Source organism: Sandarakinorhabdus limnophila DSM 17366 (assembly GCF_945882885.1).
Classification (GTDB): Bacteria; Pseudomonadota; Alphaproteobacteria; order Sphingomonadales; family Sphingomonadaceae; genus Sandarakinorhabdus; species Sandarakinorhabdus limnophila_A.
The window spans coordinates 1-25,445 of record NZ_CAMCWT010000041.1 but is presented as its reverse complement, the minus strand read 5'-3'; the positions used below and the strand labels follow the sequence as shown (position 1 = coordinate 25,445).

23 protein-coding genes are annotated in these 25,445 nt (G+C 61.3%); 13 read left to right on the top strand and 10 right to left on the bottom strand.

What is annotated here, in order from left to right; all coding sequences use genetic code 11:
• Positions 1-296: 296 nt before the first annotated feature.
• Together Q7O19_RS09875 and Q7O19_RS09870 are read right to left on the bottom strand one after the other, a co-directional pair.
• On the bottom strand, positions 297-3,287 hold the full coding sequence (locus tag Q7O19_RS09875; RefSeq protein WP_303810270.1) for a TonB-dependent receptor: 2,991 nt from the start codon (positions 3,285-3,287) through the stop codon (positions 297-299).
• 58 nt (positions 3,288-3,345) lie between these two features.
• Positions 3,346-4,734: an FN3 domain-containing metallophosphoesterase family protein gene (locus tag Q7O19_RS09870; RefSeq protein WP_303810269.1), complete on the bottom strand. Its 1,389-nt coding sequence runs from the start codon at positions 4,732-4,734 to the stop codon at positions 3,346-3,348.
• A gap of 532 nt (positions 4,735-5,266) precedes the next feature.
• On the opposite strand from Q7O19_RS09870, the gene Q7O19_RS09865 reads away from it, so the two are divergent.
• The 8 genes from Q7O19_RS09865 (at position 5,267) to phnN (ending at position 11,971) form a co-directional block, all read left to right on the top strand.
• Positions 5,267-6,085, top strand: a complete 819-nt coding sequence (locus Q7O19_RS09865; protein WP_303810267.1) for a transglutaminase domain-containing protein — start codon at positions 5,267-5,269, stop codon at positions 6,083-6,085.
• A gap of 182 nt (positions 6,086-6,267) precedes the next feature.
• Positions 6,268-7,245, top strand: coding sequence for a phosphate/phosphite/phosphonate ABC transporter substrate-binding protein (locus Q7O19_RS09860; RefSeq protein WP_303810266.1), 978 nt, complete (start codon positions 6,268-6,270; stop codon positions 7,243-7,245).
• A complete protein-coding gene (locus tag Q7O19_RS09855) occupies positions 7,242-8,138 on the top strand; it encodes a PhnD/SsuA/transferrin family substrate-binding protein (RefSeq protein ID WP_303810265.1) in 897 nt (298 codons plus the stop codon). Before Q7O19_RS09860 ends, Q7O19_RS09855 begins: the two co-directional genes overlap by 4 nt.
• Positions 8,135-9,040, top strand: coding sequence for a phosphonate ABC transporter, permease protein PhnE (phnE, locus tag Q7O19_RS09850; RefSeq protein ID WP_303810264.1), 906 nt, complete (start codon positions 8,135-8,137; stop codon positions 9,038-9,040). The genes Q7O19_RS09855 and phnE (Q7O19_RS09850) overlap by 4 nt, the downstream gene beginning before the upstream one ends.
• Positions 9,037-9,879: a phosphonate ABC transporter, permease protein PhnE gene (gene phnE / locus Q7O19_RS09845; RefSeq protein ID WP_303810263.1), complete on the top strand. Its 843-nt coding sequence runs from the start codon at positions 9,037-9,039 to the stop codon at positions 9,877-9,879. The genes phnE (Q7O19_RS09850) and phnE (Q7O19_RS09845) overlap by 4 nt, the downstream gene beginning before the upstream one ends.
• A 16-nt stretch (positions 9,880-9,895) precedes the next feature.
• Positions 9,896-10,726 carry a phosphonate ABC transporter ATP-binding protein gene (gene phnC, locus Q7O19_RS09840; RefSeq protein ID WP_303810262.1) on the top strand — a complete coding sequence of 277 codons (831 nt, stop codon included), beginning with the start codon at positions 9,896-9,898 and terminating at the stop codon, positions 10,724-10,726.
• On the top strand, positions 10,723-11,412 hold the full coding sequence (locus tag Q7O19_RS09835; RefSeq protein WP_369692462.1) for a chloramphenicol acetyltransferase: 690 nt from the start codon (positions 10,723-10,725) through the stop codon (positions 11,410-11,412). Before phnC ends, Q7O19_RS09835 begins: the two co-directional genes overlap by 4 nt.
• Positions 11,381-11,971, top strand: coding sequence for a phosphonate metabolism protein/1,5-bisphosphokinase (PRPP-forming) PhnN (gene phnN, locus Q7O19_RS09830; protein ID WP_303810260.1), 591 nt, complete (start codon positions 11,381-11,383; stop codon positions 11,969-11,971). Before Q7O19_RS09835 ends, phnN begins: the two co-directional genes overlap by 32 nt.
• On the opposite strand, the gene Q7O19_RS09825 is transcribed toward phnN, so the two are convergent.
• Genes Q7O19_RS09825 through phnG form a run of 8 tightly spaced genes read right to left on the bottom strand, consistent with a single transcriptional unit; the run spans position 11,952 to position 18,518 of the window.
• Positions 11,952-12,650 (bottom strand): DUF1045 domain-containing protein, encoded by a 699-nt coding sequence (locus Q7O19_RS09825; RefSeq protein WP_303810259.1) that lies wholly within the window; start codon positions 12,648-12,650, stop codon positions 11,952-11,954. The two genes, phnN and Q7O19_RS09825, sit on opposite strands and share 20 nt — an antisense overlap.
• Positions 12,650-13,729, bottom strand: a complete 1,080-nt coding sequence (locus tag Q7O19_RS09820) for an alpha-D-ribose 1-methylphosphonate 5-triphosphate diphosphatase (protein WP_303810272.1) — start codon at positions 13,727-13,729, stop codon at positions 12,650-12,652. Before Q7O19_RS09820 ends, Q7O19_RS09825 begins: the two co-directional genes overlap by 1 nt.
• 41 nt (positions 13,730-13,770) lie before the next feature.
• A complete protein-coding gene (phnL, locus tag Q7O19_RS09815) occupies positions 13,771-14,481 on the bottom strand; it encodes a phosphonate C-P lyase system protein PhnL (protein ID WP_303810257.1) in 711 nt (236 codons plus the stop codon).
• Positions 14,482-14,492: 11 nt separating this feature from the next.
• On the bottom strand, positions 14,493-15,290 hold the full coding sequence (gene phnK / locus Q7O19_RS09810) for a phosphonate C-P lyase system protein PhnK (protein WP_303810255.1): 798 nt from the start codon (positions 15,288-15,290) through the stop codon (positions 14,493-14,495).
• Complete coding sequence (locus Q7O19_RS09805; protein ID WP_022680379.1) at positions 15,287-16,234, bottom strand: alpha-D-ribose 1-methylphosphonate 5-phosphate C-P-lyase PhnJ; 948 nt, start codon at positions 16,232-16,234, stop codon at positions 15,287-15,289. The genes phnK and Q7O19_RS09805 overlap by 4 nt, the downstream gene beginning before the upstream one ends.
• The gene (locus tag Q7O19_RS09800) at positions 16,231-17,346 is read right to left on the bottom strand and encodes a carbon-phosphorus lyase complex subunit PhnI (protein WP_303810253.1); all 1,116 of its coding nucleotides are present in this window, start codon (positions 17,344-17,346) and stop codon (positions 16,231-16,233) included. The genes Q7O19_RS09805 and Q7O19_RS09800 overlap by 4 nt, the downstream gene beginning before the upstream one ends.
• 3 nt (positions 17,347-17,349) lie before the next feature.
• Positions 17,350-17,943: a phosphonate C-P lyase system protein PhnH gene (gene phnH / locus Q7O19_RS09795; protein ID WP_303810251.1), complete on the bottom strand. Its 594-nt coding sequence runs from the start codon at positions 17,941-17,943 to the stop codon at positions 17,350-17,352.
• A gap of 23 nt (positions 17,944-17,966) precedes the next feature.
• Positions 17,967-18,518: a phosphonate C-P lyase system protein PhnG gene (gene phnG, locus Q7O19_RS09790; RefSeq protein WP_303810249.1), complete on the bottom strand. Its 552-nt coding sequence runs from the start codon at positions 18,516-18,518 to the stop codon at positions 17,967-17,969.
• Between the two features lie 90 nt (positions 18,519-18,608).
• On the opposite strand from phnG, the gene phnF reads away from it, so the two are divergent.
• From phnF to Q7O19_RS09765, 5 genes are all read left to right on the top strand, one after another.
• Entirely contained in the window at positions 18,609-19,337 is a 729-nt protein-coding gene (gene phnF, locus Q7O19_RS09785) for a phosphonate metabolism transcriptional regulator PhnF (RefSeq protein ID WP_303810247.1), read from the top strand.
• Positions 19,334-20,473 carry an alpha-D-ribose 1-methylphosphonate 5-triphosphate diphosphatase gene (locus Q7O19_RS09780; protein WP_303810246.1) on the top strand — a complete coding sequence of 380 codons (1,140 nt, stop codon included), beginning with the start codon at positions 19,334-19,336 and terminating at the stop codon, positions 20,471-20,473. The genes phnF and Q7O19_RS09780 overlap by 4 nt, the downstream gene beginning before the upstream one ends.
• A gap of 2 nt (positions 20,474-20,475) precedes the next feature.
• Entirely contained in the window at positions 20,476-21,237 is a 762-nt protein-coding gene (locus Q7O19_RS09775) for an endonuclease/exonuclease/phosphatase family protein (protein ID WP_303810245.1), read from the top strand.
• Positions 21,234-23,039, top strand: coding sequence for an ABC transporter ATP-binding protein (locus Q7O19_RS09770; RefSeq protein WP_303810244.1), 1,806 nt, complete (start codon positions 21,234-21,236; stop codon positions 23,037-23,039). The genes Q7O19_RS09775 and Q7O19_RS09770 overlap by 4 nt, the downstream gene beginning before the upstream one ends.
• Positions 23,040-23,564: 525 nt before the next feature.
• The gene (locus Q7O19_RS09765) at positions 23,565-24,947 is read left to right on the top strand and encodes a YdcF family protein (RefSeq protein ID WP_303810242.1); all 1,383 of its coding nucleotides are present in this window, start codon (positions 23,565-23,567) and stop codon (positions 24,945-24,947) included.
• Positions 24,948-25,445: the final 498 nt, after the last annotated feature.

The window sequence follows — 25,445 nt, the reverse complement described above, 5'->3', positions numbered from 1 at the left end:
ACAACGGCAGGCGCCCGCACTCATCGCTTGACCGCAAGACCCCCGATCACGTCTACTTCAACCAACCGCTTCTCGCCGCGGCATGAAACCGGCAGCCGCTACACTTAGCAATCGCGCGGGGCTGTGCAGATAAACCGAGCCACCTCTGTCCTCTCCAAGGGCCGAACTCTAATCCATCGTGGAGGAAAATCAGGGGGTCAGGTCAGCGGGGTTGGCTTGGCTGCGCCGTAAACTGGTGCACAAAAAAGGCGGGGCGGCATTGCTGCCACCCCGCCCAATTTCCTGCCTGAGGACCGTCAGCGCTTGCCGCTGCCGCCCAGGTTGATGCGCACGCCGCCCATGAAGCGGGCACCGAACTTTTCGAACTCGAGCACGCGGATCGGGATACCGCGGTAACGACGACCCGGTTCGTCGAGCAGGTTGGTGGCATCTACGAAGAACTCGACCCGCGGGCTGACGGAATAGCGCGCCGAAAGATCGAGGCGACCGACGCTCTGCCAGAAGCCATCGCCGCCCTGTTCGGCAGTACCGATTTCGAACAGATAATCGCTGCGATACTGCCAGCTGGCGCGCAAAGACAGACCATATTGTTCGTAATAGAGCGAAGCGTTGTAATTGGTGTTGGACGCATCAGGCAACCGGACCTTGCGGCCATCCGGGGTAATGGCGTTGGAGCGATTGAGGGTGATGTTGCCCTGGAAGCCGAGGCCTTGCAGCCATTCCGGTGCACCCATGCTGCTTAGCAGGCCGCCAAAGGGCTGCACATAGGCGATTTCAATGCCCTTGATATTGCCGCTGCCGCCGTTGAGCTCCGTGCTGAACTGGTAGGTCGAACGCTCGAAGCCGGGGATGTCGAACTCCGTGTTGCCGAACGGCTGGGTGAAGTCGAACAGGACGTCGCGGACCTTCTTGTAGTAGACGCCAACCGACAGGAAGCCCTGGTTGCCCATGTACCATTCGAGATAGGCGTCCACGCCAACCGCCTTTTCAGGCACGGCAAACGGGTTGCCGCCCGAAATCGTCAGCAGCGGGTCGTTGATTGTCAAGTTCGGACGCAGCAGCGTATAGTCCGGCCGGGCCGCACCGGTGTTGAGCGACAGGCGCAGCTTGATTTCGTCCGTGGCATCATAGTTCAAATGCAGGCTGGGGAAGAGCAGCGTGTTGCCGGAGCTGGTGTTCAGTTCCTGGCGAACGCCGTTGATCGTGCCGTTCGCCCGCCCGGTATTGTTCACCCGCTCGGCACGAACCCCGGCAACGATATTGCCGTTTTCGAAGAACATCGTGCCCATCAGATAGCCGGCGAAGATTTCTTCGGTGACTTCGTAGAAGTTGTTCTCGGTGGTGTTGGGCTGGATGCGTGAGGCGCCAGCGGCAATGTAGCTGTCCAGCAGGTCGCTGCCCAGCTGGCTGTCATGATACCGGAAGCCGTAGCCCATCGGAATGTTGACCTTGAGTGGTGCGTTGGTCGAGATCGCGTCCTGCCGCGGCAGCGCAATGCCCTTGGCGGTCAGATCAGCGGCGCGGGCTTCGATGACCGAAACATTGTTTTCCTTGGTGCGCTTGTTGTACTGGCCGCCGAACTGGATCTTGGTGTCCTGACCGAACAGCGAAATCGTGCGATCGAAATCAAGCCGCGCCGTGTAGGCATCGGTCTGCGCCCGATTGTTGGCCCGGTTCATGGTGACGAAATCAAGCTCGGTGGTGGTGACGACATCGCGGCGGGCCCCCAGCGAATAATTCTGGTTGGCATCGGCCAGCGTGTTGAACAGTGTGACCTTGTTATCGCTTGGGTCGTTGAAATCATAGATGATGCTGGGACGCCGCGTGCGATCTGACGGGCTGACCCAGGTCGAGGTGTACGGGTGCCGGGCATCGTCCTGGGCGCGGGTGTAGTTCAACCGCCAGTTGGCCTTCCATTCGCCGAAGATGTGATTGCCGCCCAGCGTGTTGGTGAAGATGCGCTGGCGTGACGACAGGCTGTTCAATGTGCTGTCGATTTCGATGCCGAACAGCGTACCCTGCAGCGGCGTGTTGCCGGTGCGAATATCGGCATAGCCGGTGCGGCGGGCGGTCGCCTGGGCTGCCGTGCTGTCGGTGCTGACCGCATTCTGATCGAAATCGAACAGAAACTGGGTGCGCAGTTCGTCGTCGCGGAATTCGGTGAGCACCGAACTCAGGAAGATTTCATTGTTGTTGTCTGGGCGCCAATCGATCTTGCCGCTGAAGGCGGTGTTGGAACGGGTAAGGCGGTAGAGCTTGTTTTCAAACTCGCGCGCCCACACGCGGTCGGTGAAGCCCGGCAGGCGATCTTCCGGCGCAATTTCCCAAGGATCGGCTTCGAAATTGTCGGTGACCATGTCGACTTCAAAGCGCGAGGCCGACAAGAGGATGCCGACGGTGTCATTGAAGAAACGTTCTGAGATGTGCCCAGCAAAGTTGTATTGGCGGCCACCGCCCAGTGCCGAGAAACCGGCACCGACATCGAGGGCAACCTTGAAGCCGGGATAATCGAAGGCACTGCGGGTGCGGATGTCAACCTGACCGGCGACGGCTTCGCCGGTCAGATCGGCGGTGACGGCCTTGCGCACCGCCACCTGGCTGGCGATGCCGGCCGGGATGGTATCGAAGCGGGTTTCGCGGCCGGCCGGGCTGATCACGTTGATGCCGTCAAACGACACCGTGGTCCAACTGGTGCGGGCGCCGCGAAGGCTGATGAAGCGATCCTGGCCTTGGTCGCGCTGCACGGCGACGCCGGGCAGGCGGGCGATGGCGGCGGCGATGTTCTGATCCGGGAAGCGGCCGACGCTGTCGGCGGCGAGCACGCTGACCAGCGCGGTCGAGGCGCGCTGCACCTGCAAGGCGGCAGCCAGCGATTCGGCGATCGGGCGCGAGGCGGTGACGGTGATTTCGCCATCAGTGCCGGCCGCAGCCGCCAGGGACACGTTGATTTCGGTATCCTGGCCGGCGACGACGGTGATCGTCTGAGTCACGTCGGCACCGCCGAAATAGCGAACGGTGATCTTCTGCTGGCCGGCGGGTGCGCCGCGCAGCGTGAAGCGGCCTTGCGCCGTGGTGCTTTCGACAACCGAGGAACCTTCGATGCGCACGGTGGCACCAGCAACAAAGTTGCCACTTGCATCAGTGACGACACCGCTCACCTGACCGGTGCTGGCAGCAGAGCCGGCATCAGCAGCGGCAGCAGTTTCAGCCATTTGGGCAGCGGCGGGCAGGGACGCGACAAGGCTCAGCGCGGCGCTGGCCAGCAGAATGGAACGGGTCGGTATCATTGGTTTCTCCAGTGTGGGGTGTTGTCGTGCAGCCGCGCGGGTGCGCAGCGGTGAAGCTTCAGAAATTCGGGCTCTTGTAAGGCAGCGTGTTGTCGAACCGGCGGGTCGGCGGTTCGGTCTTGTCGTTCTTGATCAGGCGCTTTGTGGCCCCACGCTTTTCGATCACCGCGGCGTCATACTGCACGCCATCGGTGGTGTAGGCGGTGTAGCTCAGGCGGTTGCCATCTATGCCGATGACCTGGAAGAACTGGCCATTCTCGCCCTGCCGCTCCAGTTTCACACCGGTCGGTGCGTAATCATCCCAGCCTTGCTTGCGAAACTGATATTGCTTGGGGCCGGAAACGCTGTTCACGAACATCGTGGTCATGGTGTCGCCCACCTTGAAGCCGGCGCGACGCGGCGCTTGGGCACCCGCATTGAGCAGCCCACGCGCATAGGTGTGATCATGGCCCTGCAGCACCAGATCGACGCTATTGGCCGTCAGGATCGGCAGTAGCAGAGCCCGGCCGGCAGGGCTGTCCCGCTCCCCGGCCGAGCTGAAGATCGGATGGTGCATGGTGACGATGCGCCAGCGCGCCTTGGAGGCTTTCAGTTGCGCGTCCAGCCAATCGGCCTGTGGCTGCAGATCGGGCTGGTTGGTATCCAGCACGAACACATCAAGATCGGCCGAATAATGCACGGCATAGGCGGTTTCCTGCACAGCGGCCGGCAGCGCCGCTTCGACTGGCAGGCGGAACTGCGGCCGCCACAAATGGCTGAGCAGGCGGCGGCGCGCGGCATCGGCGGGATCGGCCATGTCATATTCATGATTGCCGGCCACCGGGATCGCCGGGATCATGGCATGCAGGAAGCCGCCGGCCTTGAACCAATCCGCCCATTCGATGTCGCGGCTGCCGCGGTTCACCAGATCGCCGGCGTGCAGCATAAAGCGCGCATCGGGCGCGGCCTGGAAGGCCGCGCGAATGGTGCGCGACCACAGGGACAGCACGCCATTTTGCGCATCGCCCATGTAGATGAAGCGGATCGGCCCGGATTTGGGCGCCGTGCGGGTCTGGAACCACTCGCTCCAGTGGCCGTCACTGCCCTGCACACGATAGGCGTAGAGCGTGTCCGGCTTCAGCCCATCAAAGCGCACGCTGTGATAGGCCGCGGCGTGCAGCGTGTCGTTGGCCTGCACGGCCAGCGCGCGGCCATTGGCGATCACCGTATCGAGATCGACGCGTTCGGTGACGGCGGCGACGCTGCGCCCGGTCAGATCGATTCGCGCATCCGGCGTGGCCAGCGTGATTTCGGCGCGGGTGGCGGTGACGTTTGCAGCCGTGCGCCACGCCACCGCAAAGGCTTGCGACGGATCACCTTCGAAGGTCGCCACGATGCGATCCGGCCAGGCCGTGGCACCCTGCCAAGGCGGCGGTCCATGGTCACCATCATGCGCAAAAGCCGGCATAGCCAAAGCCATGGCGGTTATCGCCGTCATCAAAACACGCATGCAGCCCCCGACGCCTGTTGATATTGGCGGCGGCGTAGTGGCAGTTTGTGACGCCGTGGCGTCCGAAATGTTGCACGCCCAAGACTGGCTACGCTGGACGTTGCTCCCTTTTAAGTGGCTAAGAATCAGCCATTCAAAGGTGGCCGTCCCTTCGAGCGCTTCACCCGCGGCATTCACAAACCGACCAAACCGCTATCGGCCCAAACCCCCAAAAATGCCGCAAATCAGGTGCAGATCACGCCAAGTTTTTGTCAGTTCATTTTCATTTCATGCCTCCGCAACGGCTCTGACTCCACCAAACGGTAGCCAGGTCTCACAAACTGCGATCGAGGGTGGACGTGGTGGCCTGTCAGCATCATCTCGGATCAGATGCCAAAGGCGATTCTTGGCTGGAACTGGCTTCGATGCCCGTCCTGCTTGTCACCGCTGACGCCAGCGCCCGTTTTCTGTGTTGATCTGAACCGAGATGACGGAGGTTTGCAAAACAGCCATGCCGACGCGGGTCCGTTTCTCCCTCACCGAGCCAGCAACCAACAGTGCCCCCTTGCTGTTCGGCGTGCCATTCAACACGCCCGAACAATCGGTGATCGCGATCGATGTTGTGGCGGGAAATTGCCTTGATCGGGTGACCGCGAGCAACAGCGGGCAGAGCGCCTTGCTGATCGAACCGGAGGGTGGCTGTGCCGTTGTTGACGTGGACTTCAGCGATGCGGCCGGGATGGCGCCGGCATGGCTGTTCGGGTCGACCGGTGGCGCCCACGAACAACCATCAGTGGCCTTGGCAGAATTGATCGACGGTTTGGCCGGCACCACAGACGGGCAGGCCCGTGTGAACAGGATCATCGAACATATCGACGCGCGCTTCGTTTATGGTCGCCGCGAACGCGGGCTGGGCGATGGCGAAGCTGCGATGCCGGCGCTGGTTTGTGACACGCACGCAGGAACCTGTGTCGACACGCACAGCTATGCCGTTGCGGCCATGCGGGCGGGCAAAATGGACGCCGCGTATATTAGCGGCGTGTTTTTCAAGGCCGGGCAAAGCCTTTCGCGCCCGGGCCATTGCTGGATCGCGGTACAGGTGGATGGGTCTGCACAATATTGGGATGTCTCGCACCATCTCAAGTATGGCCTTGGGCCATCGCAGCCCGGTTACAATCCGTTGCCTGGTACACGCTTTGCGCTGACGGCCGGCCGTGATCTGCGGTTTGAAATGCCCGGCCGGAGCCTCGCGGTCAGCATTCTCAAGGGGTTTGTTGCAGCGGATGGCGAACAGGGATTGGCGCTGCCAACCACGGCAAGCCTTATCTGACGCCGCAATATGGAGCCGCTGTCCGAATGAACAATTCGTGACAATCGCGGAACTTGTTCCTGCCCACGCACTCGGTGTTCCATGCAAGCACTTGAAAATAAACTAATAATTTCGTTGTTTTGGGAAACTCCAATCTTGTCGAGGTAATAAAAACAACATGGAGTTCGGTAACAAGGAAACTCATGGAACTGGGGATCAGACTGCCCAAATATTTGGTTGCCCTTGCCGTGCTTTGCGTGGGATCGGTGTTGCTGGCCGCCTGCGCCAAGGACGAGCCGCCAGCCTTTCCCAAAGGAAGCTGGCAGCAGCGCGTTGGCAAGATTCGGGCTGCCGTAAAGGGCGATGAGGCCGATCCGGCCTTTGCTGCCACCTGGTCCGGTTACCGCAGCCATCTGCAGGCTATCACCGGGCTTCCGGTAGAAACGTTCGAAGCGTCGGATTACAATGGCGTGATACAAGCTATTGCATCGGGCCAGGTGGATTTCGCCAACATGGGCGCCGGTTCCTATGCCAACGTCGATACCCAAGTGGGCGGCAAGGTGCTGCCTTTCCTGTTGATCCGGCAAGCCGAAGGCAACACCGGCTATTATTCCGCTCTCGCCGTACGGGCGGCTTCTCCGTTTCGCACCTTGGCCGATCTGAAGGGCAAGACGATTGCCTACATCGATTTCAACTCGACCTCTGGCTATATTTATCCGCGCCGTGAGTTGATCAAGCAAGGGCTCGATCCCGAACGTTTTTTTGCAAAATCGATCATGGCTGGCGGCGGCACGCAAGCCCTGCTTGCCATGATGAACGGCCGGGTGGATGCGGCGATGATCACGGTCAGCGCCGGAACGCCGGAAACCGGCTTTGCAACGGGCAACCATGTCAGTCTGGCCCGCCGGGGGCTGATTAATCTTGATGAGATGCGGATCATCTGGACAGCAGGCCCGATGCCCAACTCACCTTACGTAATGCGCACCGATCGGCCGCAGGCGTTTGCCGATGTGCTGCGCGGCGCGCTTGCCATGCTGCCGTATGAAAAGCCCGATGTCTGGGCCAGCATGGGGCAGGCACCCGGCAATGATTTCCACCCCGTTAGCCGGGCCGACTACGCTGATATCATGGCCATTCGGGCCGAGGACATCAGCCAGCGGCGATCAGGATCCGGCGAATGATGGCTCGTCTTGTCGTAGGCACTGTTGCTGCGCTGATGCTGGTCGCGTGCGGTGGCAGCAGCAAGGATACCGAAGCCGGGGCAGCTCGTCCGCCGACACTGCAACAGCTGCGCATCGGCATACTGGCGCCGGCCGCATCGCCGTGCCGATCGGATGCGCCGGAATGGCCCGCAGCGCAGCGCAAATATGTGCAGCACCTGGCATCGCGCATGGAAGTTCCGGTCTCGCTGTGCCCGATGGCGGAGTATAGTGCCATTGCTGCGGCCATTGCCGATGGCCGCATCGAGATGGGCCCTGTGGACAGGGCCGGCCTGGCGCCGGTGACGGAAAAGATCCGTCCGATCCTCGCCGTGCGTCCCGACACGGCGCCAGGCCGGGCCATTGCCGTGGTGGTGGTACCCGAAGCAGCGCCGGCCCGGACCTTGGCTGATCTGGCGCCCGCGGCCGGCCGCGTGGGGGCGCGGCTGATCCTGTCGCGGGAGAATAGCGATATTCTGGATGGTGTGCGCCGGATCCTCACAAGCGCTGGTTTTCCCGCCGCCAGTCTTGCGGCAGCAAGCGCCCAGCCCGATGCGGAAACCGCTGCCGCCGCACTGCGCAGCGGCGCTGGCGATGCGGCTGCTGTTGGCGGGGCCGAATGGTACCGTTACTGCCGCGGCACCAAGAAGGACGAAACGCCCTGTGCTGGCCTGCGCGAAGTGTGGCGCGGTCGGGAACCGGTGGCAGTGGCATGGAGCGTCAGCCGGAACATCGCTCCGGAAAGCTGGGCGCGATTGGTGGGCATTCACATCGCACTGTTTCTGGAACAGCCCGCCATTGCTGCCTGGCTGGCCCCGGGCGGGCGCGAGATCACACCTGTTGAGGCAACGGCGCTGGAACCGGCAGGGCAATGAGCGTTTCAGCCCTGTTTGATGCAGAGGATCGCCGCCGTGCTGCCGTGTTCGAACAGGATTGGCGAAAACGCCGGCTTGCGCATCGCCTGCAAAATCTCGGGTGGCTGTTGCTGGTTTCTGCCTTGCTGGCGGTCTCGCTGGAATTGAGCGAGCTGCGCAACAGTTCTGTCGGTCTTGGTTGGGGCGAACGCGTGGCGACCTTCGTCGATCGGATGACCCCGCACCTGCGAGCCGATGAGCTGTTTGCCAGCCGCAACACAGATGGTTCACTGGCCAGCTGGTTCTATGATCTGCCGCTGTGGCTGGCGGCCATACGCGAAACCGTCGCCATGGCCATCGTCGGCACGCTGGTTGGAGGCGTGTTTGCACTGTCGTTGTCGTTTCTGGCTGCGAGCAATCTCAACGCAAACCGGCCGCTGCGGGTGCTGATACGCCGCAGCCTCGATGCGGCCCGAACGATCCCGGATGTGATCTTGGCGTTGATCTTTGCGTCGGCCTTCAGCCTGGGGCCGGTGGCCGGCGTCCTGACCCTGATCGTCAGCACCACGGGCTCGCTTGGCAAGCTGTTCAGCGAGTGCATGGAAAACGCCCGGATTCGCGAAGTGGAAGCAATTGTTGCCACGGGTGGCAACTGGCTGTTGCAGATGCGCTTTGGCGTCATTCCACAATTGTTGCCGCAACTGGTATCCTATTGGCTGCTGCGGCTGGAGCTGAATCTGTCAGCGGCAGCGGCGCTGGGCATCGTCGGTGCCGGCGGCATCGGTGTGGAGTTGCAGCGCGCCATCAGCTTCACCGAATTCGATACCTATCTTGCCATCCTGCTGCTGATCATTGCCTGCATAACGGTCATTGATCTTGTGTCGGAACGGCTGCGCCACCGCTTGATCGGGGCGATGGCGTGAACGACACAGTGGCTCTGTCGCCTGCCGATATGATCGCCCGCGCCCGCGCCCGCGTGCCGCGCGCAATCGACAAACCATTGAGCGAGCGGCTGCGACCATGGGCGATTGCGACGGCCATCTTCGCGCTGTTTATCGCTTGCTGCATCGATCTTGATCTGGGGCCCGACGTGCTGGCCAATGGCATTGGCAAGCTGGGCGGCATACTGGCTGCCATGTGGCCACCAAGCGCCGGTGGGCAATGGTCGCGGTTACTGCTCGCGATCGCACAGACGCTGGGCCTGGCCGTGCTGGGGACATTGTTGGGCATTTTGGGCGCTCTGCCGCTGGGGCTGTTGGGTGCACGCAATCTGGTATCCAATGCGGCCATCCACTTCATCGTGCGGCGGATGATGGATGTGTTCCGGGGCATCCCTGCACTGGTGTGGGCCCTGATCCTGGTCGCAGCGTTTGGGCTGGGGCCATTGCCGGGTGTGCTGGCGCTGGCGTTTGCCGACATACCGCGGCTGGGCAAGCTGTTTGCCGAAGCCATCGAGAGTGTCGATCGCCGCCAGCGCGAATCCTTGCAGGCGACGGGTGCGAGTGGGTCGTTGGTGATCCGTTTTGGTATGCTGCCGCAGGTCCTGCCAGTCTGCCTTAGCCAGTGCCTTTATTACCTCGAACAGAATTTCCGCGCCGCCGCAGTGGTAGGTGTTGTTGGTGCCGGCGGCATCGGTTTTGAACTCAACGAGCGGATCCGCATCTTCGCCTTCGACGAAGTGGCGTTGATCACGATCTTGTACATCGTGATCGTCGGTTTGCTGGACGAGGTTTCGCAGCGTCTGCGGGCGCGGCTGATCTGAACGGGGAAGGGTCTCCATGCTCGAAGTTAATGGTCTGGTCTGCCGCTTTGGCGACGTGGTGGCGGTTGACAACGCGCGGCTGTCGATTGCCGGCGGCGAAATGGTTGGCGTTATCGGTCGGTCTGGCTCTGGAAAGAGCAGTTTGTTACGCTTGATCAACCGGTTGTATACGCCGCAAGCGGGCAGCATCCATTGGCAGGGCGCTTGCGTGTCTGCCTACACGGGCCGCGACTTGCGGAACTGGCGCCGCCGGGCCGCAATGATCTTTCAGGATTATAATCTCATTCCGCGCCTTGATGTGCTCACCAACGTTTTGTTGGGCACTTTGGCTACCCGGCCGGTGCTGCCGTCGCTGGCCAATTATTTCACACCGGAACTGCGAGCGCGTGCCGTCATTGAGCTGGACCGACTGGGTATGGCCGAAGCCGCCTTTAAGCGGACGCAATATCTTTCAGGCGGTCAACAACAGCGCGTGGCTATCGCGCGCGCTATGGTGCAGGATCCGGAAATTCTGCTCGCCGACGAACCCGTCGCGTCGCTTGATCCGGTCAACAGCGAAATCGTCATGCAAAGCATTGTCGATATCAACCGATCGCGCGGGCTGACCGTTTTGATCAACCTGCATTCCATCGACATCGCCCGCCGCTATTGCCAGCGCATCATCGGCATGAACCAGGGACGCATCGTATTTGACGGCCCTGTCAGCAGCCTTACTGATCGGGCCGTCGCGGCAATTTATGGCGTTACGGTCGATCCTGAAGATGCATGCTCGCCTGAGAGAAGAGAGGCCTTGCCGATCATGGAGCCGCTCTTGGCGACGCCCGCACAGAGGGTGGTGGCGCGATGAACAGCCGCCTTGCTGGTACAGCCGCAGAACGCGGCATGGCCTATGTTGCACGCCAAGTTCCCGCTCGGCCCCATTCCGTCAACCGGGGGCCAGAACCGCAGATTGATGCGGAGGCCTCCGTGGTCGACTGCGCCCTTGGGCGTTGGACCCGGGTGGGAGCGCGAACCCAGCTGAATGAAGTCGCGTTCGGCGATTATTCCTATATCGTCAGCGACTCCAGCGCTACCTATGCCGATATTGGCAAATTCTGCTCGATTGCCCGCGATGTCAGGATCAATCCAGGCAACCATCCGACATGGCGTGCAGCTCAGCATCATTTCAGCTACCGGGCCATTTCATACGATCTGGCCGATAATGATGACGCCGATTTCTTCGAATGGCGCCGTGCCGATCGTGTTGTCATGGGCCACGACATCTGGATTGGCCACGGCGCCACCGTGCTGGCTGGCGTGACCATCGGTACTGGCGCCGTTGTAGGCGCTGGCGCGGTTGTGTCGACGGACGTGCCGCCCTTTGCGATCGTGGTCGGTGTGCCGGCCCGCATCCTGCGCTTCCGCTTTGAAGAACCGCTGCGCGAAGCGCTGCTGGCGTTGGCCTGGTGGGATTGGGATGATGCGCGGCTGGCAGCGGCTTTGGAGGATTTCCGCCGGCTGAATGCTGCTGATTTCATCGCCCGCCATGGCTGAAGCGGTCCGCCCTGGGGTGCTGGTGTTGGTGGTGGGGCCTTCAGGCGCCGGCAAGGACAGTCTGCTGGCCGCGGCGCAACATGTGTTGGCTGGCAATACCGGCTTTGTCTTTCCAACCCGGGATGTCACCCGTCCGGCAGGCTCGGGCGGTGAAGCCCATAACCCGGTGACCACCGACGAATTTCGACTGCGCTGCAATGACGGGGCCTACGCGCTGTGGTGGGAAGCCAATGGTCATGGCTATGGCATTCCAACGGCCATCGGTGCAGCGCTGGCAAGCGGGCAGACCGTAGTGTGCAATGTCTCGCGCGGCGCGATCGAGCTGGCCCGACAGCGCTTTGCGCGCGTAGCGGTTATCTGGGTAACGGCACCGCTGGAGGTTCTGGCCAGACGCATTGCCGGTCGCGGTCGCGAAACAGCTGACGAAATCGCTGCCCGTTTGGCGCGTTTGCCACCAGCCGAGCCCACAGGATCAGATGTGACGATCATCGACAATGACGGAACACTTGAGGCTGCAGCCGCAAAATTCGTGTCGGCGGTCAGGGCTGCGGCAGCGTGAAACGCGCCAATATCGTGAATGGACTTTTGGCGTCGGGCTGATGAAACAGGCTGATCGAAGTCACCTGATGCTGTCCGCAATCGTCCGCAAAATATTGGATGGCGGCATCGAGCAACTGCTGCCGGTCTCCACTATTCTCGATCCGGCCAGTCAACGTCATGTGAAAGCGGAAATCGTTAAAGACATAAGGGTAACCCCAAGCAGCAAGTTGTTCGTGCTGGCGATCGGTCAAGGGCGCACGCAGGCGCCTGGCCATATCTGCCGGGGTGAGCAGAGCCCGAAACGGATCAATCAGGCGAACACTTGATTCATGCAACGCCTGCATGGATGTTGACGGCGCGGCGAGCCTGAATGCGATGAAACTGCCCATCGCTTGAGGCTCGATGATTGCGTTAAAGGCGGGATGTGTGCTCGCAAGCATGGCCACTGCAGCGATCAGATCAGCCTGTGTCGCCGTTTCTGCGAGGGCAAAGGGGGCCTTCAGTGTTGCATGAAAGCCATAGTGACGCGGATCGGCAGTGAAGGCCTCGAAACGTTGGCCATCGAACCCTGGTAACACCGGCTGTGGCAGCACAACACCGGTGGCCGCGTCGCGTCCCAGCCAGGCAGCCGCGCGCTGCCAGAATGCGCTTTCGGGATCGGGGGCGTAATAAATGGCAAAACGTTCGGGCATCGGCATCAGGCCACCCGGTTGCCGGCCAACCACACGCAAAGTGCCAGCGGCCAACGGCCCGGCTGCCAACGCACCTGCACAAGATCGGCACGCAGGCCCGGCGCAATTCGCCCGCGGTCTGTCAGGCCGGTAGCGCGCGCCGGATTGTCAGTTACTGTTGCGATCGCATCGGGCAACGAAAAGCCTTGGTCTGGTTCGACCAACAAGAATGCCGCCCGGATCATGGAAAGCGGAATATAGTCTGAAGCCAGAATGTCGAGTAGGCCGGCCTGCGCGGCAGCCTTGGCCGAAAGATTGCCGGAATGGGAACCGCCGCGCACCAGATTGGGCGCCCCCATGGCGATCGTCATACCGGCGTGGCGGGCAGCCTGAGCGGCCACTTGGGTCACAGGAAATTCGGCCATGGTGCAGCCAAATGACACTGCTTCGGCAATATGTTCAAGCGTGGCGTCGTCATGACCGGCCAGGGCAACGCCCTGCGTATGACAGATGTCGGCTAGGTGGCGTCGATTACGGCGGCACATATCGGCGATTTCGATGTCGTCCGCCGCCTGATCAGACGGCGCTTTCAGGTGCAATTGGCGCTGGCCGGGGCGGTGATCCATCAGCGACAACAGCCGCAGCCGAGGATGATCGAGGTAAGGCGCGGCAATATCCAGGATCGCTGACTTGGTCACCTCGAAACGCAAATGCAGGCCATGATCGATACGTAGCAGGCCGTCGCGCGTGCACTGGTCAATCGCAGCAACCAACTTGGGAAAAGCGGCAGCTCGGTCGAGCCCGTTGCGTTCGCCATGCAGGGCGAGGGAATCGAGCACAGTGGTAATGCCGGCGGCTGCACACTGCCCATCGTGCGCTATTACCGCGCCCAGATCATCCCAATTGGCACCGGGACGCGGCTGATAATGTTTTTCCAGATTGTCGGTATGGATGTCCACCAGTCCGGGGATCAGCAGGTCATCTCCCAGATCGACAGCCGTCCCTGACGGATCTGCGGTCTCCACGACTTCGGCGATGAAACCGCCGCGAACAACAACTTCACCGCTGATGCAGCGATCGGCAAGGACGATCCGACGACTGAACATAACCTGCTGGTGCATCGTGGTCGCGGCGGCGATTGCGGTCATCATGCGGCCGCGCGGTGACGCGCTACGTCGAACAAGCGGGTTGCCACCTGTTCGCGCACAATTTCGTCGTGGAAGATCCCAACCATCGCGGTGCCCCGTGCGCGGGCTTCGTTCATCAACGCCACGACCGTGCACCGGTTGGCCGCATCAAGGGACGCCGTGGGTTCATCGAGAAGCAGCACGGGATACTCGCGCACCATCACGCGGGCGATGTTCACCCGCTGCTGCTCGCCGCCGGAAAATGTCGCCGGCGGCAGCTGCCAAAGCGTGGGCGGCAGGTTCAGTTTGGTAAGAATGGTTTCGGCGCGTTCCCTGGCTTCGGCTGCGTCCACGCCATTTTCCAGCAAGGGCTCCATGACCAGAGCCAGGGTTGGGATGCGCGGGATCACGCGCAAGAACTGGCTGACATAGCCCATCGTGCGCCGCCGTATGTCGAGCACAAGATGCGGTGGGGCGCGCGTGATGTCCACGAACTGGCTGTCGTGGCTGATCTCGACGCTGCCCGCGCACGGCAGATAATTGGCATAGATCGAACGCAACAAGGTGGATTTTCCCATGCCCGAAGCGCCGGCAAGCACGACACACTCGCCGCTGCGAACTTCCAGCGAGACATCGGCGAACACCGGAACCACGGCAGCGCCCTGGTTGTGAAGCGTGAAGCTTTTGCCAAGACCGGTGATGCGGATGGCGGGCTGATCGGTCTGGTGCATCGTTTGCCCCTTCAAATCTGCAGAACGGAAGACACCAGCAACTGGGTGTAACCATGCTGGGGATCATCGAGCACCTGATCGGTCAGACCCTGTTCCACGACGTCGCCCGATTTCATCACCAGTAGCCTGTCGGCCAGCAGCCGCGCCACGCCGATGTCATGGGTTACAATGATCGCTGCTAGGCCCATGTCGCGCACCAGCGCGCGCATTAGATCAAGCAGGCGGGCCTGCACCGACACATCCAGCCCGCCGGTGGGTTCATCCATGAACACCAAACTGGGACCATGTATCAGATTGCGGGCGATCTGCAGCCGCTGCTGCATGCCCCCCGAAAAGGTGCGCGGCTTGTTGTCGATGCGGGCGGTGTCGAGTTCCACCCGTGCGAACCAATCCAGCGAAAGCGCCCGCATCTGGCCATAATGGCGGGTGCCATTCATCATCATCGGTTCAGCAACATTGGCACCGCCCGACACCCGCATGCGCAGACCGTCCCGCGGATTCTGGTGGACGTAGCCCCACTCTTCCCGGCTGATTCTGCGGCGATCCTGCTCCGAAAGTGCAAAGATATCGGTCAGTCCGTGACGGCGGCTGGCAAAAAGCACCTCCCCACTGGCGGGTGCCAACTGGCCCGAAAGGCAACGCAGCAGCGTGGTCTTGCCCGACCCGCTTTCACCGACAATGCCGAGAATCTCACCACGGCGAAGTTCGAACGATACATTGCGGCACGCGGCAAGCGGACCGAAGTAATGATGCAGACCTTTTACGGACAGCAGCGGCCCGTCCGATTGAACCTGTGTCATGACGGTCATGCCTCGATCCCCACAGCGGCGGCGTCATCATCTGTGTTGTCGTCGCCGGTTGCCAGGCCGTCCAGCGCGTGCCCAGCCATAGGTCCGGCATGGCCGGCGACGCGGCGATCGCCGCAATATGCGCTGTCGGAACAAACGAACATGCGGTTGCCCGCATCATCCAGAATGACCTCGTCCTTGTAGCTTTCACCGCAGCCGCACAGCCCGCAGACTTCATCCCAGCTCTGCACTTCGAAAGGATAATCTTCGAAATCCAGGCTGCGCACATCGGTGTGAGGCGGCACCGCATAAACCCGCTTTTCGCGCCCAGCGCCAAACAGGTGCAGTGCCTCGCTCTGATGCAGTTTGGGATTGTCGAACTTTGGGATTGGCGACGGCGACATCAAGTAGCGTTCGTCTACCAGCACCGGGTAGCCTGCCCCGCCGGCAATGCGACCAAAAGCTGCCACGCTTTCATAGAGTGACAGATACTGCAGTCCATACTCCTCATAGGCATGCATGGCCCGTGTTTCAGTTTCGCGCGGTTCAAGGCCGCGCAGCGGTTCGGGCTGAGGCACCTGGTAGACCATGATCTGGCCCGGTCCCAGCGGCGCCTCAGGGATGCGGTGCCGGGTCTGTATGATGCTGGCGTCCTGCGTGCGTTCGGTGGTGGCTACATCGGCAACCCGCGCAAAGAAGCGGCGGATGGAAACGGCATTGGTGGTGTCGTCGGCACCCTGGTCGATGCATTTGTACACATCGTCGGGCCCGATGATCGCGGCCGTCAACTGGATGCCGCCCGTGCCCCAGCCATAAGGTACCGGCATCTCGCGCGAACCAAATGGCACCTGATAGCCGGGGATGGCGATGGCTTTGAGAATGGCGCGGCGCACCATCCGCTTGGTCTGCTCATCAAGATAGGCATAGTTATAGGCGCGCCGGTTGCTCTGATTTGCAATGGTCATTCTGCTGCCTCCGAAAGGCCATCGCCCGGCGCGCGCGCAGCCTGCCATTCCCGGCGCAGGCGCCGGATGAACTGAAGCTCAGCCTGGAAGTCCACATAATGTGGCAGCTTGAGATGCTGCACGAAGCCCGACGCTTCGACATTGTCGCTGTGATACAGGACAAATTCCTCGTCTTGTACGGCGTGAGCGGGCGCTTCGCCCACTTCAGCATGACGCAATGCGCGGTCAACGATCGCCATGCTCATGGCCTTGCGTTCATTGTGGCCAAACACCAGTCCATAACCGAACGTGAATTGCGGCGGGCGTTCTGCCGAACCCTCGAAATTCGAGATCATCTGGCATTCGGTGACAGTGATTTCGCCCACTTCGATCGGAAATCCCAACTCTTCGGGCTGAAATTCCACCACGACGTTGCCCATGCGGATTTCGCCGCACAAGGGGTGGGTGTTGCCCCACCCGCGCTGCGACGCATAAGCGAGGCTGAGCAGAAAGCCCTCGTCACCGCGGGCCAGCGCCTGAAGCCGCTGGTCACGTCCGGCCGGGAACGCCATGGGCTCGCGAGTCAGGTCATAGGGTTCGCTTCCGTCCGCTGGATCGGCTTCCGGTGTTTCCAGCAGCGCTTCGTGCGCAAACACGGAAGCGATCGTGGGCATCTGGTCAGCCAGCGGCTTGCTGGCGAGGGTGGCCTTGGTGTCGGGGCCGGTGTCGGCCAGATCAAAGTTGATCAGCCGGTGGGTATAATCAAAGGTCGGGCCGAGAATCTGGCCGCCGGGAATATCCTTGAAGGCAGCCGAAACCCGCCGCTGGACAGCCATGTCCTTGGTGCTGACGGCTTGCGACATGCCAAATCGCGGCAAGGTCGTGCGGTAGGCGCGCAGCAGGAAGATCGCTTCGGTCACATCGCCGCGCGCCTGCTTCAGCGCCAGGGCGGCCAGTTCGGGATCGTAACAGCTGCCTTCGGCCATGACCCGGTCAACCGCCAGCGACAGTTGTTCGCGGATCTGGGCAACTCCGATCTCGGCCACACCGGGATCGCCGCGGCGCTTTTCGTCGAGCCAGCGATGGGCGTTGTCGATCGCCCGCTCACCGCCTTTTACGGAGACATAGGCCATGGTTCATTCCCCTTTGGCTGAAGACGGTGAAATCCGCGTTGATCGCGGCAAACCGATGATCTGAGTGCCACAGGTCAACACGAGATCGACACCGAGCTGGAACCGGGCACGATCCTGCGCCACCGCGCCCCAGAACGCCGCAGACAGGCCCGCCGGCGCAATGGACAACGGTTCGGCAATACCGGGCCCGGTCATATCGATTGCCGCTCCGCCCACGAGGGCCGGACAGACGATCAGCAGTGTCGTCGACCTTTCCGGGTATTTGGCATCGCCGGCGTTGAAATGATCAATCTGCGGCACGTTGTGCGGCCCAGCCAGAGCAAAGGCGGCGGCAGCAGGATCAGTGGTGACGGGGCAACCGCAATGGAACCGCACCCAGTTTGCCAGACGGCGGCCGTCAGCGTCATCCGGGAACCAAACTGGCGTTTCAAAATCCAGCAGCGCCAGCGCAATGGCTCCGGCCGCTTCAAAACCAAGCACGGGCGGTGAGACCAGTACATCTAGATCCGTTACGCGTCCGGGCTTGGCCATGGAATCCATCAGGCGGCGAAAGGTTCGCTGCGCATCAAGCGCCAGATCGGCAAAACCCGGCGCCATATCGGCAAGCGCTTGCGCAGCAATCATTTCGGCCCCCGGTTGCGTACCATCGTGAAGAACTCCACCTTGGTCGCTGCCGCCTTGCGCGCCTCCAGCGCTTCGCGGGCGGCCTGTTGTTCGGCCAGCGGCACCAGAATGTGTTGTTCAAGAACATCGCGCCACGCCGGATCCTGCACCATGGCATCGGCAAGCGCCGCCAATTCGGCGTGGTCGTGATCCCGGCCAATCACATAGCCGACACCAACAGTGCCATTGGCAATCTGCATGGTCGCGCGGGCGACAGGCATTTCGCCCAGGTTGAAACGGGCACCATCACCACCGATACGTCCGCGCACCATGATCAGCCCGGTTTCGCTGGGCCGCAGCCGCTGGGTAGCCGGCAAATCGGGCAACGATTCGAACAATGCGCGCACCGTCTCCTGAGGATTACGGGCCACAAGCGCATGGGTCCGCTGCCGCGCCTCAACAACCTCCTGCCCTTGTTGCATTTCGCTCTCAGCCATAACGAATATATCCCAAGGAACACCGAAGCCTTTTATAGAAAAGAAAATATTCAGCTCAATACAAATCAACATTGCAGAAATATGACCAATTTAAAACTTGTTGGCGCTTAAATGTTACTGTCATGATTCCTTATTAATCCGGGCGCTGGAGGGCGAACGGGGATGTGGGACACGATAGCGACCGATCTAGAGCGGGCCATCACTGAGCGCCGGCTGGCACCAGGCGACAAACTGCCGAGCGAACAGCAGCTTGTCCGAAAATACTACGTCAACCGGCACATGGTAAGGCGTGCACTGTCCCGGCTTGTGCAAAAGGGCTTGATCATCAGCCACCAGGGCCGCGGCAGCTATGTTTCCCGATCAACGTTTCAGATGCCGATCACCCAGAGGACCCGGTTCAGCCAGTCGGTGCGAGCGGCCGGTGCAGTTCATTCGAGCCAAACACTGCGTTTGGAAGTGATCCCCGGGCCGGCCGACGTCGCCCGGGAACTCGAGGTAAAGGCAGGCACGGCAATGCTGCGCCTTCAGCGGCTTTCTGTAGTGGATGGGCAGGCAACCGGGATCAGCGACCATTACTTCGTTGCCGTCCGTGTGCCGGGCTTTGCCGAGGTCTACGAACAGTGCGGCTCGATCACGGCAACGCTCATTACAATTGGCATTCATGACTATGTGCGGCTGCGCACCCGGATCCATGCCCGGTTGCCGACACCAGGCGAAGCCCAACTGCTGGGCATGCCGCAGCATGTCCCATTGATCATTACCCGCGCTACCAATGTGGACCTGGATGGCGCCATCCTCGAATACGGCGAGGCGCGTCTGGCAGCTGACCGCGTTGAACTGGTCATGCAGTCGCCCCCCACACCCGAACCCAACGGAGCTTCAGGTTCATGAGTATGCAGATCATCACCAATGCGCGTATCGTTACAGCGGAAGCCGTCGTCCATGGCTCGGTCATCATCGAAAACGGCATCATTCAAGAAATAAAAGAAGGTGATTTTTCAAGTGTAGGCCTTGATGTTGATGGTGACTTTGTAACGCCTGGTATTGTCGATATGCATACCGACAATCTGGAGCGCCATTTCTTTCCGCGCCCGAATATTGACTGGGATCCGGTGTCCGCCGCCATCGCTCACGATGGCGTCTGCATCGCCAGCGGCGTCACCACCGTGTTCGACAGCTTTTCCCTGGGGTCGTGGAACAAGAGTGAAGCGCGCGGGTTGACCAATCTGCGCCGACTGTTGGGCGGCGTGGACACGGCACGGGCGTCTGGCGCGCTGCGTGCCGACCATTTCGTGCATTGGCGCTGCGAGCTGCCCGCCCCGCATCTGCCGGAGTTGGTCGACGAATTCATGGCTCATCCGATGACCCGGTTGGCCTCGCTGATGGATCACACGCCCGGCCAGCGCCAATATCGCGATCTCGAATTTTTCCTGAATCGCAATTGGCGCAGCGAACTAGACGAAGGTGAAGTGGCCGAGCGATTGGCCCAGCGGCGCGAGAACCAGGCAGCTTATGCTGACGCCCACCGGGGCCATGTTGGGGCGTCGGCCGCGAGCCACGGCATCGTGCTCGCCAGCCACGACGACGAGACAGCGGAGCATGTGGCGGCCGCACAAGACGCCGGTGCGGTGATCGCCGAGTTTCCAGTGACGCACGAAGCGGCAGCCGAAGCGCGCCGCCGGGGCATGATCAACATCATGGGCGGGCCCAATCTGGTGCGCGGTGGCTCCTATTCGGGCAATGTCGGCGCGGCCGAATTGGCCGAGGAAGGCCTGCTTGATGGCTTTGCATCCGATTATGTGCCGCGCAGCCTGATCGAATGTGCGTTTCGCCTGGCCGAACCGCCGCATGGCTGGTCGCTGCCCGCCGCAGTGGCAACCGTTTCCAAGGTGCCGGCCCATGCGTTGGGGCTGGTGGACCGCGGCGAGATTGCATCGGGCCAACGTGCCGATCTGCTATGGGTCAGCCTGCACGGCCACCTGCCCGTCGTGCGCGGGGTGTGGGTCGCCGGCACCCGGCAGGCCTGAGGATGGCCGTGCTGCGCGCGGTGTCGTTCAACCTTTGGAAGAACGACGGCCGCTTTGCTGATCGCATGCGGCGCATCCTGTCCGGACTGGTGGCCTTGAATGCCGACATCATTGCCCTGCAGGAGTGTTTTTTTGCGCCGGCAGCCGACATCGATGTTGCAAGTCAGATTGCTCATCGCTGCAACCTCCAGTTGGCGAGGGCTGCACAGCGTGGGAAGCCGCGATTGCACGGTACCGGACTGCTCGACAGCCGCTCTGATCTTGCCCTGTTGACCAAAGAGCATCACTCCGTTGCTACGTGCATTGCCCTGCCCGAAGACCCTAGGGACGGTGAGCGTCGCCTGCTGATCGCCAACCTAATCTGGGAAGGCCGGCCACTGCGCATTGGCTGCACCCACTTCACGCACCTTGCCGACGGTCAGTCCTTGCGCCGCGCGCAAGCTGATGCGGCCGTGTCCGCGCTGCTGTCCGATCCCGGCTGCACCACGCTGTTTATGGGTGATCTCAATGGGACGGCCGCCGCCCCGGAACTGGCCTGCCTGTTTCAACATCCACGGTTGCACCCAGAATGTGTTGCACAGGCACAAACGGCTGCAAGCGGCGGCCGGGTTGGCGGCGCCATCGATCATGTGCTGTTGTTCCCGGCGCTGGGCGAATGCTGGCGTTATGATCGCCAGATCATGCTGCCGCCCGACCCGGAAGACTTGCCAGGAGGCCCGAGCGACCATCCTGCCATCCTTTGCAACCTGGAACGACTGTCATGAGCGGCACTGCAGGCATTTCACATGTGCCACGGCGCACCACCACCTTGAGCTGGCAACAAACGCTGGCGGCCTTTGCCCGTTACTGGTTGACCGAGCGTGGCCGGATCGCGGCCATCATCGCACTGCTGCTGCTGGTGGTTGCTGCCGAAACGGCGACACCGCTGGCACTTGGCCAGTTGGCCGGTGCGGTGGCCCAGATTGGGCCGGGGGTTGCCACGGCGATAATTTTGCAGTCGCTGCTCGCCGTGGCCAGCGCCATGGCGGCGGCCATCCTGCTGCGCCAATGGCTGGACCGACTGTGGAACGGCCTGACCACCCGCGCCATGCAGCGTTTGCAGCTGGATCTGTTCGCGCGGGTGCAGCGGCTGCCTGCGGACTGGCACGCCAACAGCTTTGCCGGCGCCACCGTGCATCGCATTTCCCGGGCGCGCTGGGCGCTGGACATGCTGAGCAACATCATCGTGTTGCGATTGTTTCAGCCGGTGCTGACCCTGCTGATCGTCGGGGCCATCCTGTGCTGGCGTTACCCGCTTGCCGGTTTGACGTTCACCGCTGGCGCCACCGTCTATTTCTTAGCCAGCTGGATGCTGGCCACGCGGTGGGTGCGCCCGATAAGCGTTTCCGCCGCCACGCGCGACAGCCAACTGACTGGGGCGTTAGCCGACGCCGTTGCCGGCAACAGCACAGTCAAGGCCTTCGGTGCCGAACCGCGTGAGGATGAACGCCTGCGCGGCATTTCGGACCATTGGGCGCAGGTTGCCGTGGTCTCCTTCGACCGTGCGACCGATACAAACGCGGTCCAGCAATTGCTGTGGATGGCAACTCAACTGGGCGTGCTGGCGCTGGTGGCATTGCAAGCGATGCAGGGGCAGGCCGGCGTGGCCGACATCGCATTTGTCATGTCGGCCATTGCGCTGCTGTCGGGCAGCTTGCGCAATCTGGGGCAGGATATCCGCACCACCCAGCGCGCCTATGCCGAGCTTGAAGATGCAGCTGAGTTCCTGATCGCCAGCCACCGGGCCGAACATGCCCAGCGGCGCCTGCCGGCTGGCGCAGTCGCCGGACGGATAGAGTTTGACCACGTCAGCTTCAGCTATCCATCGGGCCGACAAGTTTTCGATTGTCTCAGCTTTGTGGTGCCAGCCGGATCACATGTTGCCCTCGTGGGCCCATCGGGTTCCGGCAAATCGACAGTGACCAAGTTGGTTCAGCGGCTGTACGAGATCGATTCCGGTTGCATCAGCATTGATGGTCACGACATTTCCGATTTGGCGATCGCAGAACTGCGATCGATGATTGCCATCGTGCCGCAAGATCCCATCCTGTTTCACCGCAGTCTGGCCGACAATATCCGTTACGGACGGCCTGATGCCACCAACGCACAGGTGCGCGATGCCGCGCGGCGCGCCCGCGCGGATCTGTTCATCGAGATACTGCCGAACGGCTATGACACGGTTGTTGGTGAACGCGGCGCCAAGCTTTCGGGCGGGGAACGCCAGCGCGTCGCCATCGCCCGGGCTTTGCTGGCTGATCGGCCGATCCTGCTGCTCGACGAAGCGACATCCAGCCTTGATAACGAAACTGAGGTGCTGGTGCAGCAGGCACTGGCTGAATTGGTGACCGGCCGCACCACCATCACAATCGCACATCGTCTGTCCACGATCCGCGATGCTGATCTTATCCTGGTGTTTGGCGAAGGTGGCATTGTCGAAACGGGAACCCACAGCAGCCTCATCAGCCAATCCGCCGGCCAGTATCGCCGTCTTGTCGAATTGGGGATGGAAACACAGTTGGCCGTTTAGAGCCTTTCCAAACGGCCCGCAGGCTGCCGCGCTTACGCCGCATGTGGAAGCCGATGGGCGGAAGTCTCTGCACAGATCGGGCTACATAATTCGCTGAGCGGTTATTAATAACCGCAATCCGGAATGAAAACAGACGATGCAACTTAATAAAAATATTAATAAATCAACCATAAAGACGCTATCGATAAAATTCTGTCTGGCGCATTATTTAATAAATCAAGTAGATTTACTTTTTCTTAAAACGTACTGCATTCGTACGGAAATAGGGGGGTGTAAAACACGTTTCTGCAAGCCCTAATGAATACCTCTGCCGCTGCACCTCGGCAATAAGTCAGAGAGGCTAGACCGCGCTGTCGGCGCTTTTAAAGCTCACTTCTGCATGTGGGAAGTTCACAAGGATCGGCACGCCGGTCGTTCGTTCTTCGCCCAAAATCCTGAAAACTTGCCCATCGCTTTTCAAATAATGGCGGCATCGCGCATCAGCTCGGCTTCCAGCGTATTCTTGCTGGTAAACCCCGTCGCGGCTTGCCGCTGGCCACTGTTCGGCCAAAATGTCCGCTTCGTGCTGATCAAGGCGTGGTAAAGCGCATAGTCAAGCGGTGTGCATTGCAACCTGCCGCCCGGGGAGAGCATCGCATGCAAAGTACATCCATGATCGGTGTGGCCGCGGGAGTGCTGGCGATGTCTTCATCGGTGGCATGGCCATACCCGGCAATGGCGATGGACCCGCCGGGTTATGCGGCGCCATTTGTGGACTCGTTGGAAACGCTGACCTTTCCGCTGCTAGCGATGATAAGGCGTGCGCCCGGTTGGACGCCGGCCCTGCGCGCCTATCCCGCCTTGCAGGCACTGGCAGCGGCGCGGGCGCAGCGTGTGGCCGTAGCTTCTGCGTGCACCCCGCGGCCCGAGTGTCTGGCACAGGCTTGGGCATGGACACCGGCTGATATTGCCGCCGTCACCGCCGCATTGCGCATGGTGGCGGCGCGCCCTGGCATAGCCGACGGGCTGGTGGCCACCCATTTGCGGGCCTCCGGACGTTTTGCGCGCCATGCGGCACTTGCTGATGCCGAACTGTTGGCAGCGGCGTGGGCCGATACCGCAGCTGGCCTCAATCATCTGGTTGCAGTGTATGGAGCTGGTGAGCCGCCGCGTTATCCGGCAATCGATGCCATCATCTTCGATGTGAAAAGGCCGGAATTTGCCGCTGTGCTGGATGCCCATGCCCGGGTGACCGAAGCCGCGGCGCGCCCCGATGATCTGGTGTTCGACCCGTCGCTGCGCTTTGGCATCGGGCTGCTTCGCCTGAATGAGCGCACCGACGCCGCCGCCTTTCGCCCTTTGCTGGCCGGCGAGAATACAGCGGCTTTGGCGCAGGTTCGGCGCACGCGCTGGAGCGACTATCGGTATCCCGCGCTTCTGGTGTTCGGCCATGGCCCCGAAGACGCTAAATCGCGCACCGGCGTGCTCGGCCATATCCGCATGGCGCGGGCCGCCGATCTGTTCGCCCGGCGCCTCGCTCCTTTCATAATCGTCAGCGGCGGCAATGTTCATCCTAATCGTACGCCGTTCAATGAAGCCATCGAGATGAAGCGGCTGTTGATCGCGCAATACGCTATTCCGGCCGACCGCATCCTGATCGAGCCTCATGCCCGCCACACTACCACCAATCTGCGCAACAGCGCGCGCCTGCTGCTTGCTGCCAGGTTCCCCACCAATCAGCCCTCGCTGATCGTCACCGACCCTTCGACGGCCCCATATATCGGCAGTAAGGTGCTGCAGGAGCGGACGCGGGCGGAGACTGGTGTGCTGCCGGGGGTGGTGGCGCCAGCATCCACGCCTTTCGCCTTTGAGTTCCGCCCCGACCGAGCAGCGTTTCATGTCGATCCCTCCGATCCGCTCGACCCCTGACCAAGATGAATATGCTATGGCCTACCTTTCCTGCGCCTGTTTTCTGGACCGTTTCGAGCTGGAGAATTCCAGTTTAGGCTGGATGACGAACGGGATGTCACGTCAAGTTTGACGTGCACGCGAGGTTGATGCCGTTGAAAAGCATAGTGCTTTACATTGATAGCTGATGGTTAGCATGCCGCTGTGGAGAGTGGGTTATGCCTGCGACCCCGATAGGCGGTGATATAAGTGGCTATCCATGGAGATAAGTTCATTTGCGGGCAGTGATGACTGCAATCAGCTGCAGGGCCACACGAGGAGGTTTTATTAAAATATAAATAAATCAATTACATAGATGTTATCCGCTTCGTTCTGTCCGGCGCACCAACTCCACGTTTCTCAGCCAATCTGACCCTCTCAGGCTGCCTCATAATCCAAGGGAATTGAAAGGATTGCCATTCTAAGTGTCTCTTGTTCTCTCACCGCGGCGCAGTTACGATGTGAGACAAATTGAGGCAC

What these genes read in the sequence shown, in the direction of transcription:
- Q7O19_RS09875 (WP_303810270.1), bottom strand. Translation starts at nt 3,287, where the DNA reads ATGATACCGACCCGTTCCATTCTGCTGGCCAGCGCCGCGCTGAGCCTT.
- Q7O19_RS09870 (WP_303810269.1), bottom strand. Translation starts at nt 4,734, where the DNA reads ATGCCGGCTTTTGCGCATGATGGTGACCATGGACCGCCGCCTTGGCAG.
- Q7O19_RS09865 (WP_303810267.1), top strand. Translation starts at nt 5,267, where the DNA reads ATGCCGACGCGGGTCCGTTTCTCCCTCACCGAGCCAGCAACCAACAGT.
- Q7O19_RS09860 (WP_303810266.1), top strand. Translation starts at nt 6,268, where the DNA reads ATGGAACTGGGGATCAGACTGCCCAAATATTTGGTTGCCCTTGCCGTG.
- Q7O19_RS09855 (WP_303810265.1), top strand. Translation starts at nt 7,242, where the DNA reads ATGATGGCTCGTCTTGTCGTAGGCACTGTTGCTGCGCTGATGCTGGTC.
- phnE (WP_303810264.1), top strand. Translation starts at nt 8,135, where the DNA reads ATGAGCGTTTCAGCCCTGTTTGATGCAGAGGATCGCCGCCGTGCTGCC.
- phnC (WP_303810262.1), top strand. Translation starts at nt 9,896, where the DNA reads ATGCTCGAAGTTAATGGTCTGGTCTGCCGCTTTGGCGACGTGGTGGCG.
- Q7O19_RS09835 (WP_369692462.1), top strand. Translation starts at nt 10,723, where the DNA reads ATGAACAGCCGCCTTGCTGGTACAGCCGCAGAACGCGGCATGGCCTAT.
- phnN (WP_303810260.1), top strand. Translation starts at nt 11,381, where the DNA reads ATGCTGCTGATTTCATCGCCCGCCATGGCTGAAGCGGTCCGCCCTGGG.
- Q7O19_RS09825 (WP_303810259.1), bottom strand. Translation starts at nt 12,650, where the DNA reads ATGCCGATGCCCGAACGTTTTGCCATTTATTACGCCCCCGATCCCGAA.
- Q7O19_RS09820 (WP_303810272.1), bottom strand. Translation starts at nt 13,729, where the DNA reads ATGTTCAGTCGTCGGATCGTCCTTGCCGATCGCTGCATCAGCGGTGAA.
- phnL (WP_303810257.1), bottom strand. Translation starts at nt 14,481, where the DNA reads ATGCACCAGACCGATCAGCCCGCCATCCGCATCACCGGTCTTGGCAAA.
- phnK (WP_303810255.1), bottom strand. Translation starts at nt 15,290, where the DNA reads ATGACCGTCATGACACAGGTTCAATCGGACGGGCCGCTGCTGTCCGTA.
- Q7O19_RS09805 (WP_022680379.1), bottom strand. Translation starts at nt 16,234, where the DNA reads ATGACCATTGCAAATCAGAGCAACCGGCGCGCCTATAACTATGCCTAT.
- Q7O19_RS09800 (WP_303810253.1), bottom strand. Translation starts at nt 17,346, where the DNA reads ATGGCCTATGTCTCCGTAAAAGGCGGTGAGCGGGCGATCGACAACGCC.
- phnH (WP_303810251.1), bottom strand. Translation starts at nt 17,943, where the DNA reads ATGGCGCCGGGTTTTGCCGATCTGGCGCTTGATGCGCAGCGAACCTTT.
- phnG (WP_303810249.1), bottom strand. Translation starts at nt 18,518, where the DNA reads ATGTTGATTTGTATTGAGCTGAATATTTTCTTTTCTATAAAAGGCTTC.
- phnF (WP_303810247.1), top strand. Translation starts at nt 18,609, where the DNA reads ATGTGGGACACGATAGCGACCGATCTAGAGCGGGCCATCACTGAGCGC.
- Q7O19_RS09780 (WP_303810246.1), top strand. Translation starts at nt 19,334, where the DNA reads ATGAGTATGCAGATCATCACCAATGCGCGTATCGTTACAGCGGAAGCC.
- Q7O19_RS09775 (WP_303810245.1), top strand. Translation starts at nt 20,476, where the DNA reads ATGGCCGTGCTGCGCGCGGTGTCGTTCAACCTTTGGAAGAACGACGGC.
- Q7O19_RS09770 (WP_303810244.1), top strand. Translation starts at nt 21,234, where the DNA reads ATGAGCGGCACTGCAGGCATTTCACATGTGCCACGGCGCACCACCACC.